This window comes from Streptomyces sp. NPDC055189 (assembly GCF_053606765.1).
Genome location: NZ_JBSGSG010000111.1, coordinates 16,520 through 27,397, shown reverse-complemented (window position 1 = coordinate 27,397; position 10,878 = coordinate 16,520). Strand labels below are relative to the sequence as shown.

The 10,878-nt window shown below is 71.4% G+C and carries 11 protein-coding genes; 1 reads left to right on the top strand and 10 read right to left on the bottom strand.

Translation table 11 applies throughout. The features are described from left to right. Positions 1–39: 39 nt before the first annotated feature. The 4 genes from ACWFR3_RS42110 to ACWFR3_RS42095 all read right to left on the bottom strand — a co-directional run bounded on the left by ACWFR3_RS42110 (position 40) and on the right by ACWFR3_RS42095 (position 4,659). The gene (locus ACWFR3_RS42110; RefSeq protein ID WP_453740013.1) at positions 40–723 is read right to left on the bottom strand and encodes a hypothetical protein; all 684 of its coding nucleotides are present in this window, start codon (positions 721–723) and stop codon (positions 40–42) included. 73 nt (positions 724–796) lie between these two features. Then, positions 797–2,545 carry a S8 family peptidase gene (locus ACWFR3_RS42105; RefSeq protein ID WP_453740012.1) on the bottom strand — a complete coding sequence of 583 codons (1,749 nt, stop codon included), beginning with the start codon at positions 2,543–2,545 and terminating at the stop codon, positions 797–799. Between the two features lie 268 nt (positions 2,546–2,813). Continuing rightward, positions 2,814–3,833: a PAC2 family protein gene (locus ACWFR3_RS42100; protein ID WP_453740011.1), complete on the bottom strand. Its 1,020-nt coding sequence runs from the start codon at positions 3,831–3,833 to the stop codon at positions 2,814–2,816. 154 nt (positions 3,834–3,987) lie between these two features. Next, entirely contained in the window at positions 3,988–4,659 is a 672-nt protein-coding gene (locus ACWFR3_RS42095; protein ID WP_160504034.1) for a FadR/GntR family transcriptional regulator, read from the bottom strand. A 189-nt stretch (positions 4,660–4,848) separates the two neighbouring features. Between ACWFR3_RS42095 and ACWFR3_RS42090 the strand changes: the two genes are divergently transcribed. Next, complete coding sequence (locus ACWFR3_RS42090; RefSeq protein ID WP_453740010.1) at positions 4,849–5,391, top strand: MarR family winged helix-turn-helix transcriptional regulator; 543 nt, start codon at positions 4,849–4,851, stop codon at positions 5,389–5,391. A 4-nt stretch (positions 5,392–5,395) separates the two neighbouring features. Here the strand turns inward: ACWFR3_RS42090 and ACWFR3_RS42085 are convergent, their stop codons facing one another. The 6 genes from ACWFR3_RS42085 to ACWFR3_RS42060 are packed head-to-tail and all read right to left on the bottom strand — an operon-like array spanning position 5,396 to position 10,877. Then, positions 5,396–6,424, bottom strand: a complete 1,029-nt coding sequence (locus tag ACWFR3_RS42085) for a Rieske 2Fe-2S domain-containing protein (protein ID WP_453740009.1) — start codon at positions 6,422–6,424, stop codon at positions 5,396–5,398. Positions 6,425–6,429: 5 nt separating this feature from the next. After that, positions 6,430–6,654 (bottom strand): recombinase-like helix-turn-helix domain-containing protein, encoded by a 225-nt coding sequence (locus tag ACWFR3_RS42080; RefSeq protein ID WP_453740008.1) that lies wholly within the window; start codon positions 6,652–6,654, stop codon positions 6,430–6,432. A gap of 34 nt (positions 6,655–6,688) precedes the next feature. Beyond that, the gene (locus ACWFR3_RS42075) at positions 6,689–7,624 is read right to left on the bottom strand and encodes a PDR/VanB family oxidoreductase (protein ID WP_453740007.1); all 936 of its coding nucleotides are present in this window, start codon (positions 7,622–7,624) and stop codon (positions 6,689–6,691) included. Between the two features lie 12 nt (positions 7,625–7,636). Then, a complete protein-coding gene (locus tag ACWFR3_RS42070; RefSeq protein WP_453740006.1) occupies positions 7,637–9,301 on the bottom strand; it encodes a thiamine pyrophosphate-binding protein in 1,665 nt (554 codons plus the stop codon). 12 nt (positions 9,302–9,313) lie between these two features. Beyond that, complete coding sequence (locus ACWFR3_RS42065) at positions 9,314–10,099, bottom strand: SDR family oxidoreductase (RefSeq protein WP_453740005.1); 786 nt, start codon at positions 10,097–10,099, stop codon at positions 9,314–9,316. Positions 10,100–10,118: 19 nt separating this feature from the next. Next, positions 10,119–10,877 (bottom strand): SDR family oxidoreductase, encoded by a 759-nt coding sequence (locus ACWFR3_RS42060; protein ID WP_453740016.1) that lies wholly within the window; start codon positions 10,875–10,877, stop codon positions 10,119–10,121. Position 10,878 lies beyond the last annotated feature (1 nt).

Here is a 10,878-nt window from a genome sequence, read left to right as displayed (position 1 = left end):
GCCCGGCGCCGCCGTCTGTTCACGCGACGGTGGTTACCGTCACTTCGTGACCACGATGGCCAGGAGATACGCGGGGTTGTTGGTGTCGTAGTAGCCGATCACCTTCTGCCCGAAGGAGAACGCCTCCTGGACCTCGTCGTGGGTCTGCGGGCTGGGGTTGATGAACACCCGCCAGTCGTTGTCGACGAACAGATAGAGGGTCGACGCCTGGCCGGGCAGGGGCTGGACGACGTCCCAGAACGACGTCGCGACGTTCGCGGCGAGCGCCTGCGTGGAGATCTGCGGCGCCTGGGCCTGCGGGACCTGCTCCTGGCCGAACTGCTGAAGCAGCTGCTGGAACGGCTGCTGCTGGCCGAGCTGCTGAAGTTGCTGCTGCAGCTGCGGCGGGACGTGCTGCATGCCCTGCATTCCCTGCTGGCCCTGCATGCCCTGCTGCCCGTGGATCCCTTGCTGGCCCTGCATGCCGGACATGCCCTGCCGGCCGAACTGCCGCTGGCCGAAGGGCTGCTGCTGGTACTGCTGCTGGTCGCTCGGCTGCTGCCCGAACTGCTGCTGGCCGAACTGCTGAGGAGGCGCGGTGCTCGGGCCCTGCTGCTGTCCCTGCGGCTGACCCTGCTGGGGGCCGAACTGCTGCTGGCCCGGCTGCTGCTGGCCGTACTGCTGCTGAGGTCCGTACTGCTGGCCTTGCTGTTGCATGGGACTCATGTACGGGGTGGTGCTCATGCGGGTGCCACCTTCCCTCAATGGTTGTGGTGCTTGAGCGACGCGTCTGGCGCTCCGCCGTCACGCGGGTGCCTCAGCCCGTGACGACCAGGCCGACGACCTCGTCGTCCGAGAACCAGACGCGTACGTCGGGGTGCCCGCCCGCGAAGGCGGCGTGCACCGCCTGACGGATGTCGGCGGACGGGTTGTTCAGGTTGCGCCACTCGCCGGCGACGAAGAGCCGCAGGCGCGGCGGGAGTTCGGGGGGATAGGGGATCAGCTCGTCCCAGTAGCGCTCGGCCTGCCCCGAGCCCACCGCCGACGGCAGCAGGTTCGTGACCGCCGACCTGATGTCGGGGCGGTTGCCGATCCGCTGGGATGCCGGGCGGCCCGGTGCGTCCTGCTGCGGTGAGCCAGTCGAGCGCAGCATCGCCCGCGCGCGGTCCGGCGACATCAGCTGCTGGCCCGCGGCCTTCAGCATGCCCTGCAGACAGGCGAGCGCGCCGACGACGACCGGCGAGGCGGACGAGGTGCCGGAGAACGTGTCCGTGTACCAGGCGATCTCCTCGGCGCCGCCCTGCAGATCGCCCGGCTTGTTCCAGGAGCCGCCGGTCGTGGTCGTCTCGCGGCCCCAGCCCTGCGCGTCCACACGGGCGCCGTAGTTGGAGAAGGCCAGACGAGAGCGGTCAGGGCCGTGATCGCGGCCGTGCGTGCCGGGCGGCGGTGCGCCCGCGCCGACCAGGACGGCGCGCGAGGGCCGGTTGGAGGGGTTGAAGGGGTTGCGCCACGACTCGGGGAACTCGTCGGGCCTGCGCTCGTACACCGCGTCGTCCAGGGACTCCGCCCCATTGCCCGCCGCGCCGACGACGATGACGCCCTTCGCGGTCGCGTGGCGGATCGCCGCGTAGTCGTCCGGCCACCACTCCAGGGCGATGTAGCCCCGCTGGTCGTCGCGCGGTTCGAAGTCGAAGCGCGGTCCGGGGCGGTGCAGTTCGATCAGGACGATGTCGCCGGGGCCGAGCCGCTCGGCCGCCGCGTGGATCGTGGCCGCGGTGCCCAGGGGCTGGAAGGAAGCCGCCGCGGTCGTGGCCTCGGGAGCGATGCCGCTGATGCCCACGTAGTTGCGGTCGCCGCCTATCACGCCGATCACCGCGGTGCCGTGGTTGCGCCAGGCCACGTCCTGGATCGGGGTGCCGATGACCACACCGGCGAGCTTGCCGGTCAGATCCTCGTGACTCAGCTGCCAGGCGCCCTCGATGTCGATCACCGTGATGCCCTCGCCGGAGCCGCCGAGCCGCTGCCACGCCCAGTGCGCGTCCACGCCTTCGGGCGCCGGGCGCAGATAGCCCTGGCGGCCGGTGAAGTCGGGGGTGACGGGGGCGCCCTCCTTGCGGCGTCCGGACTCGCCGATGTCGGGCGAATCGATCGTGGCCGGTACCGCGCCCGGCTTGACGTACGCCGTATCGATCCCGGGCAGAGCCGCGATCCGCGAGCGCAGCTCCTGCGCCCTGCTCTCGCCGCCGTGCACCCGGTAGAAGAGCGCCAGGTCCGGTACGTCGTCGCTCCCGTCGGTGCCGAAGTGCTCACGGGCCGCGGAGCGGAGGCGTTCCTCGTTGCCGAACAGCGGCTCCAGGGCGAGCTGTTCGTCGCTGAGGAACATGTTCAGGGCCGATACGTCGGAGCCCGCCGCCGAGCGGACGCCCTCGCTCCCGGCACGCAGCCGGGCCTCGGGCCGTGCGACGACGATCAGCTCCTGCTCGGACGCCCGGTAGGTGAATCCCGCACCGTCGGGACCGGGGCCGCTGCCTCCCGGCCCTCCTGCCGGCTCTGTCTGGTCGGTCATCGCTTCACCGCTCCCTTCGGGTGCCGTGCTGTGCGCCGTGGCCGTGCATTCCGGGGCACACCTTGCTACCGCCGGGCGGAGTCGTCCACCCCCTTTGCCCCAACTACGTTTGAAATCAAGGTGTTAAGGGAACCTCACGCAATTCGTCCGGAAGGCGATGTCACGCCTCATTCCGGCCATACACCGCCGGATGCACCGCGGTGGCCGGGCGCAACGCAGTGGGGCGGCACCCTTTCGGATGCCGCCCCACTTGCCGTGCGTGCTCGCGTCAGTCCTCGCGGTCCTCCGAGGAATCAGAGGATCCGGATTCGCCGCTGCTCTCCTCTTCCGGCTCCCGTTCCTGCGGTTCCGGCTCCGGCCCGGGATCCGTGCGCGGCTGCGGCTTCGGCGGCCGTGTGCGGTCGCCGCCGTCCGTGGCGTGCCCGCCGGCCTGCGGGGGGCCGCCCCCGCCGTCGCGCCGGCGCAGATAGCGCTCGAACTCACGGGCGATGGCCTCGCCGCTCGCCTCGGGCAGCTCGGCCGTGTCCCGCGCCTCCTCCAGGGACTGGACGTACTCGGCGACCTCGCTGTCCTCGGCCGCCAGCTGGTCCACGCCCACCTGCCAGGCGCGGGCGTCCTCGGCGAGGTCGCCGAGGGGGATCCGCAGGCCGATGAGGTCTTCGAGGCGGTTCAGGAGGGCAAGGGTGGCCTTCGGGTTCGGCGGCTGCGAGACGTAGTGCGGGACGGCCGCCCACAGGCTCACCGCGGGGACGCCCGCGTGCGTGCACGCCTCCTGGAGGATGCCGACGATGCCCGTCGGGCCTTCGTACTTCGTCTCCTCCAGGTCCATCGTGCGGGCCAGGTCCGGGTCGGATGTGACGCCGCTGACCGGGACGGGGCGGGTGTGCGGGGTGTCGCCGAGCAGCGCACCCATGATCACCACGAGCTCCACGCCGAGCTCGTGGGCGAAGCCCAGGATCTCGTTGCAGAACGACCGCCAGCGCATCGACGGCTCGATCCCGCGGACCAGCACGAGGTCGCGCGGCTTGTCACCGCCCACGCGGACCACCGAGAGCCGGGTCGTCGGCCAGGTGATCTTGCGGACGCCGCCTTCCAGGAAGACCGTGGGGCGGTTGACCTGGAAGTCGTAGTAGTCCTCGGCGTCCAGCGCCGCGAAGACCTCGCCCTTCCACTCCTTGTCGAGATGCGCGACCGCGGTGGAGGCGGCGTCGCCGGCGTCGTTCCAGCCCTCGAACGCGGCCACCATGACCGGGTCGACCAGCTCGGGAACTCCCTCGAGCTCGATCACCCAGGCCTCCTTCCGATGTCCTTTGAGTACGCCCCAACCTTACGGCGTCCAGCGGGGCCCTCCGCAGCCCCCTCGCAGCGGCTTCGATGACCGGATCACTGCCCCGCGAGAGGCCCGCGCACTCCCTCGGCGCCCGTGCATCGGTGCCCGTGCCTCACAGCGTCGAGCGCAGCCACTGCTCCACGCTCGCGATGTGCACCGTCGCCCATGACCTGGCCGCCTCGGCGTCACGGTCGCGCAGCGCGGTGAGGATCGCGCGGTGCTCGTGCAGGGTTCGGCTGACGGCGTCCTCCTGGGTCAGGCCGCGCCAGATGCGGGCCCGGGTGGTGGGTCCGGAGAGGCCGTCCAGGAGCGAGCAGAGCACGGAGTTGCCGGACGACTGGACGATGCCGCGGTGGAACTCCAGGTCGCAGGCGACCAGTTCCTCCACCGAAGGCGCCGCCCCCAGGGCGTCCAGCTGCGCGGTGAGGACGTCGAGTTCGGCCTCGGTGATGTGGGCGCTGGCCATGGCGGTGGCGGCCGGTTCCAGGATGCGGCGCACCGCGAGGAACTCAAGGACCGTGTCGTCGCGGTGGAAGTCGACGACGAAGCTCAGGGCTTCGAGGAGCAGCTGCGGGTCCAGGCTCGTGACGTACGTACCGTCGCCCTGGCGTACGTCGAGGATGCGGATCAGCGAGAGGGCGCGTACCGCCTCGCGCAGCGAGTTGCGTGAAAGGCCCAGGTCGGCGGCGAGTTCACTCTCTTTGGGCAGCCGGTCGCCGGGGCGCAGGGCACCGGAGACGATCATGCCCTTGATCTTTTCGATGGCCTCGTCGGTGACAGCCATGGGGACCTCGCCTCGCAAGACAGAAGACATCCGATGTATCGGACGAGTATGGCGTGTCCCGGCGCTTTCGTGCACGTGGTCCCGCGAATACGTACTTCTCTCAGGGCTAAGATTTCCGTACTGACCGCGGAACGGGACCGACTGTGGGGCGCGACGACCGCGGGACGGGCGAGAGGGAGGCTACGGCACATGGCCGGGAAGAAGTCGGCGGGGGCCCAGCGGGACGCGGTCGCATCGATCATCGAGGACTGGGCCAGGGAGCGGCCGGAGCTCGACACCTCTCCCCTGGAGGTCCTGGCGCGGCTGCACCGCACCTTCCTGCGCTACAACACCCGGCTGACCACGGCGATCGAGCGGCACGGCCTCGCGGTCGCCGGGTTCGACGTGCTGACCGCGCTGCGCAGGGCCGGGGCGCCCTACCGGCTCACGGCGGGTCAGCTCGCCGACTCCGGTCTTGTCTCGTCGGCGGGGGTGACGCTGCGCATCGACCGCCTGGAGAAGGACGGCCTGATCGTGCGCGAGCGCGACGCGGAGGACCGCCGCGTCGTCTACTCACGGCTCACCGAGGCGGGCCTCGCCAAGATCGACGAGGTGTTCGCCGAGCATCTCGACAACGAACGCCGGATGCTCGACGGACTCTCCCCGGCCGAGTGCCGCCAGCTGGCCCGCCTGATGTCCAAGCTGGAGCGGTCCATCACCGACTCCGACGAACCTCACGAGCCGGAAGCCTGAGCCGTCACGCGCCGGCTGCCTGGGCCTCCGCCTCCGCGCGGTACATCCGGCGCAGCCGGACCACGCCCAGGTCGTGCTGGTAGAGGTTCTCGCGCTGGTCGGCGTCGGCGGGCATCGCCTCCAGCATTACGCGGTCCTGTTCGAGAACCTGCCAGTGGCGCTCCTCGATGAGGGTCTTGTAGAGGAAGCGCCAGGTGTCGCGCTGCCAGCCCTGGACGCGGCGGTAGCGCCAGAAGAAGACGCCGGTGCGGTTCTCGTCGACCGGGCAGACCATGCCGACGATCCCGAACGGGCCACCGGGGCCTGCCGACGGGGGGTACGGAATGGTCAGGTCCACCCAGTCCACGCCGGTGCGGCACAGCTCCACCCAGTCGAAGTTGACGCCCCGCTGGTCGGTCTTCTCGAAGAAGTAGCCGCGGTCCGTCTCCCGGATGCGGAACTTGGCGGTGGTGTCGCCGTCGTACATCGTGTGCGACTCGTGGTGGAGGAAGGCGCCGTGCATCGGGTCGAGGAGGTTCTCCACCGCGAACCGCCACGGGCCGTTCCACTCCGCATAGCAGAGGATCGCGTCGACGTCGGGGTCGGTGAGCGGCTCGGGCAGCGTCAGTTCGGCGGGCTCCGGGTGTTTCTCGTCGCCGAAGTACGCCAGGATCGCGCCGCCGATCTCCCGTACGGGCAGCGAAGTGACGAGCTTCTTGCCCTCCAGGTTGCAGCCGGGCAGACCCGGTACGGAGGAGACGGTGCCGTCGGTCTCGATCTCCACGCCGTGGTACCAGCAGGCCACCCGGTCACCGAGGTGTTTGCCGAGCGAGAGGGGAGCCCCGCGGTGCGGACAGCGGTCGGCGAGCATCGAAAGGGCGCCGTCGGAGCGGCGGAAGAGGAGCCACTGTTCGCCGAGTGCGGTGACCTTGCGCATGGCGCCGGGGGCGACGAAGTCCGAGGGAACGACGGGGTGCCACTGGTTGCGCAGGCCGGTGGCGTAGATGTGGTCGGCGGGAGCGGTGAGGCCGGTACGGGGGGCCAGGGTGGTCATCGGGGTCACGCTCCCAGTCGGTTCATCTCGGCACGGAAGGACTCTTCGGTCCAGGGGGCGCCGTCGGGCGCGTGGGCCTGACGGCTGTTCAAGCCGCGTACCACGTCGGAGAGTTCATGTCCCTCCTTGGTGAAGACCTCTTCGAGGGTGGCGGCGAGCTTGTACTCGTAGGGGGTCGGCTCGTGCGTACGGGACTGGTGGATGTCCAGGTACGGCCAGGTGGTGGTCACTGCTGCCTCCGGTGGGGAATCACGGATCGGGGAATTACAGGTCGAGGACGAGCCGGCCGGACGCGCAGCGCGAGACGCAGATCATCATCGAGGCGTTCGCGGCGTGCTCGGCCTCGCTGAGCAGGAAGTCCCGGTGGTCGGGCGTGCCGTCGAGCACGCGGGTCTCGCAGCTGCCGCAGATGCCTTCCTGGCAGGAGCTGGTGACGCTCAGACCCGCGGCTTCGGCTGCCTGGAGGACCGAGGTGTCCTCGCCGACGGAGAGGGTCACGCCGGAGCGGCGGCACTCCACCTCGAACGCGGACTCGTCCCCGGACCGCTCCACGACGGGCGCGGCGAACCGCTCCACGCGCAGCCGGTCCGCCGGGGCGACGGCCTCCACGGCGGCGAGCAGCGGCTCGGGGCCGCAGCAGTACACGAGCGCGCCGTCCGGCAGTCCGGCGAGTGCCGTGCCGAGGTCGATGTGACCGAGCTCGTCCTGCGGTACCAGCTCCAAGTCTCCGTCCAGAGATGCCAGTTCATCGGTGAACGCCATCGATCCCCGGTTGCGCCCGCCGTACACCATGCGCCAGCCGGCGCCGCGTCGTGCGGCCTCGCGGGCCATGGCAAGGAGCGGGGTGATGCCGATGCCGCCCGCGATGAAGAGGTAGCCGGGCGCGTCTTCGAGCACGAAGTGGTTGCGCGGCTCGGAGGCGGTGACGGTCTGGCCGGGCCGCAGCCGGGTGTGCACATGCCGTGAACCGCCGCGCGAGGACGCCTCGTTGAGGACTCCGATGCGGTACGAGGCCGTGTTCCGCGGGTCGCCGCACAGGCTGTACTGGCGTACGTGCCCACCCGTATGCAGGTCCAGATGCGCGCCGGGGCTCCAGGCGGGCAGCGGCTTGCCGTCCGGGTGGGCGAGTTCCACGGAGAGGACTCCGTCCGCCTCCCAGGTCATACGGCGCACAAGGAGCGTGAGTTCGCTCTCAGGCATGATGGGCCCTCCTCACTGGCCGGGGATCTTGACGGGCGGGGTGAACGGGTTCTTCATCGGGCCGAGGCGGGCCAGGTCGACCTCGACGAGGGTCGGCCCGTCGGAGGCGACGGCGTGACCGAGCACGGGCCGGGCGTGCTCCTCGGCGGCGATCCGGGCATAGGCGAGGCCGCATGCCCGGGCGAGGAGCTCGAAGTCGGGGGTGGCGAGATCGACTCCGGAGCGGCGCTCGCTGTAGCGGTCCTGCATGTTGCGGAGCACTCCGTAGCCACCGTCGTTGAAGACGACGAGGGTCAGGCGGGGCCGCTCCTGGGCGAGCGTGAGCAGTTCGCCCAGGTGGACGGCGAGACCACCGTCACCGGCGAGGACGACGGTGGGCGCGTCGGGCCGTGCGAGCGCCGCGCCGATGCCCATGCCGAGCCCCTGCCCGATGCCGCCGCCGCGCGGGAAGACGTTGTCGCGGGGGTCGTACATCTCCAGGAGCCGGTTGCCCCAGCTGCTGGACGGAATGGTCACGTCGCGGGCCACGACCGCCTCGCGCGGCAGCGCAGCACGGATGGCGTCGCAGATCGCGGCCTGGGGGCCGATGTTGTCGTGCAGGGTGGCGCGGACGTCCTCGCGGACGGCGGCGACACGGTGCGTCCAGCTGTCGTCGGCCCGGTGCGCGTGCGGCAGCAGGGCGGCGAGCACGTCGGGGGCGTGACCGTGCAGGGCGTGCCGGGCCGGGTACACGCGCCCGAGGGCGTCGGCGTCGATGTCGATCTGGATGTGCGCTTCGGGGAGAGCGAGCCCGTAGTCGGCGGTCTCGTTGGACCGGAAGTGCGTGCCGACGGTGACCAGCAGGTCCGCGTCCGCGAGGAGCGCGCGGGCGGCCGGGGTCGTGGCGAAGTTCCCGATGACCTGCGGGTGATCCTCGGGTACGGCACCCCGCCCGGAGTTGGAGCTGAGCAGCCCGGCGCCGGTGGCGTGCAGCAGCTCGGCCAGCTCGGCTCCGGCACGGGTGGCGCCACCGCCGGCCCAGACGAGGGGGCGCCGGGCGGCGGACAGCAGTGCGCCCGCCGCTTCCAGTTCCGCCTGGCCGGGCCGCGGGAGGACGTCCGGTGCGGGCACTGTGCCGGTGGCATCGGTCTGGAGCGCGTACTGCAGATCGACCGGCCACTCCACGCTCGCCGGGCCGCCCGGATCCGACAGCGCCGCTCGTGCCGCCTCGCGCAGGATGCGGCCCGCGGCGTCGGCGGACGGGATGGTCGCGGCGTACTTGGACACCGCGCCGAGCATGCCCAGCTGGTCCTTGGTCTCGTGGATGAAGCCCCGGCCGCTGCCCAGGAACCCGGCTTCCACCTGGCCCGTGACGTGCAGGACGGAGGTGCCCGCGCTCAGCGCCTCGACCAGGGATCCCGCCGCGTTGCCCGCGCCCGTGCCCGTCGAGGTGAGCGCGCAGCCCAGGGAGCCGCGTGCACGGCCGTAGGCGTCGGCGGCGTTCACGGCGGTCGCCTCGTGGCGGACGGGAACGAACCGAAGCTCCCGGTCGACCGCCTCGACCAGCGGCAGGTTGTGCACGCTGACGATGCCGAAGACCGTGTCGATGCCGAGTTCCCGCAGGACCGCGACGAGGAGATCGCCGCCGGTGGCGTACTGCGCGGGTGGCGTGGATGGCATGGATGGCGTGGGTGGCATGGGGTGAGCTCCTCAGAGGATGCCGCGGCCTACGCCGCCGCAGACGTCGATGCTGGTGCCGGTGGTGTACGAGGCGCGGGGCGAGAGCAGCGCGACGATCGCGTACGCGACTTCTTCCGCGCGGCCGAGCCGCCCGAGCGCGATGCCGCGGTCCGCGGCGAGCTCCGCCTGCCACTCCTCGTAACTGAGGCCGGAGTCGGCGGCCGCGTAACGGCGGGTCCACTGGCCGGTGTCGATCAGGCCCAGGCAGACCGAGTTGACGCGGATGCCCTCCGGGGCGAGCTCCACGGCAAGCGACTTGGAGAGATTGAGGATGCCCGCGCGGGCCGCGCTCGTGGTGATGAGGCGGGGCTCGGGCTGCTTGGCGAGCACCGCGTTGACGTTCACGACGCTCGCCGCGTCCGACGCCGCCAGGTGCGGCCGCGCCGCGTGCAGGGGGTTGAGGACACCGGCGAACTTCAGCTCCAGCTCGTCGCGCCAGTCATCGGCGGTCGAATCGTCAAGGCCCTTCATACGGGACTGACCCGCGTTGTTGACGAGCCCGTCGACCGAGCCGAATGCGTCGGCGGCGCGGTCGGTGAACTCCCGTACGGCGTCCGCGTCGCGCACGTCGCACACCCCCGTCAGGAGACGGTCGCCGCCGCCGAGTCCTGCCGCCGCCTTCGCGAGGCGGTCGGCGTCACGCCCGCAGGTCGCGACGCGCGCGCCCTCGTCGAGCAGGGCGCGGACCGTGGCCAGGCCGACGCCCGAGCTGCCGCCGGTGACCAGGACGGTCCGGTCGGAGAGGCCCAGATCCATAACTAGTGGCTCCGTTACGTCAGTTCATGGTGAATCCGCCGTTGACGGCGATCACCTGTCCGGTCAGATAGCGGGACTCCTCGGAGAGGAGGAAGGAGACGAGCCCGACGAGGTCGTCCGGTTGCTGCGGGCGCGAGATCGCCCGGTTGCCCCGGTACAGCGCGTGCCGCTCGGCCGGCACCGTCTCGGTGGCCTCGACCTCGGTGAGTCCCGGGGCCACCGCGTTCACGGTGATCCCCCTGTCGCCGAGCTCGCGGGCCATCGCCCGGGTCAGGGCGATGACGGCGCCCTTGGAGGCGATGTAGTGGGCCAGGCGCGGCGATCCGTAGAGGGCCGCGTCCGACGCGATGTTCACGATCCGGCCGGGGGAGCCGAAGAGGGGGTGGAGGGCCTTGGCGACCAGCCACGGGCTGCGGGCGTTGACCGCCATCAGGCGGTCCCACACCTCGACGTCGATGTCCTGGAACTCCTTGCCGCCGACGCCGTTGGCGAGCGCGGCATTGTTGACCAGGGCGTAGAGCGGCCCCAAGTCGCTCACGGATTGGGCGAGTTCATCGACCGACGCCGGGTCCGCCACGTCACACCGTACGAAGTGCGCGTCCAGGCCCTCCGCGCGCAGCTCCGCCGCGGCCTCGCCGCCCCGCACCGCGTCCACCTCGGCGACGACCACCCGGAAGCCGTCCTCGCCCGCCCGGCGGGCCATGGCCAGTCCCAGGCCACGGCCCGCGCCGGTGACGACGACGGTGCGGTCGTCGCTCACGGGTGACGCCTCAGCCACT

What these genes read in the sequence shown, in the direction of transcription:
- ACWFR3_RS42075 (WP_453740007.1), bottom strand. Translation starts at nt 7,624, where the DNA reads ATGCCTGAGAGCGAACTCACGCTCCTTGTGCGCCGTATGACCTGGGAG.
- ACWFR3_RS42090 (WP_453740010.1), top strand. Translation starts at nt 4,849, where the DNA reads ATGGCCGGGAAGAAGTCGGCGGGGGCCCAGCGGGACGCGGTCGCATCG.
- ACWFR3_RS42085 (WP_453740009.1), bottom strand. Translation starts at nt 6,424, where the DNA reads ATGACCACCCTGGCCCCCCGTACCGGCCTCACCGCTCCCGCCGACCAC.
- ACWFR3_RS42070 (WP_453740006.1), bottom strand. Translation starts at nt 9,301, where the DNA reads ATGCCACCCACGCCATCCATGCCATCCACGCCACCCGCGCAGTACGCC.
- ACWFR3_RS42105 (WP_453740012.1), bottom strand. Translation starts at nt 2,545, where the DNA reads ATGACCGACCAGACAGAGCCGGCAGGAGGGCCGGGAGGCAGCGGCCCC.
- ACWFR3_RS42110 (WP_453740013.1), bottom strand. Translation starts at nt 723, where the DNA reads ATGAGCACCACCCCGTACATGAGTCCCATGCAACAGCAAGGCCAGCAG.
- ACWFR3_RS42095 (WP_160504034.1), bottom strand. Translation starts at nt 4,659, where the DNA reads ATGGCTGTCACCGACGAGGCCATCGAAAAGATCAAGGGCATGATCGTC.
- ACWFR3_RS42065 (WP_453740005.1), bottom strand. Translation starts at nt 10,099, where the DNA reads ATGGATCTGGGCCTCTCCGACCGGACCGTCCTGGTCACCGGCGGCAGC.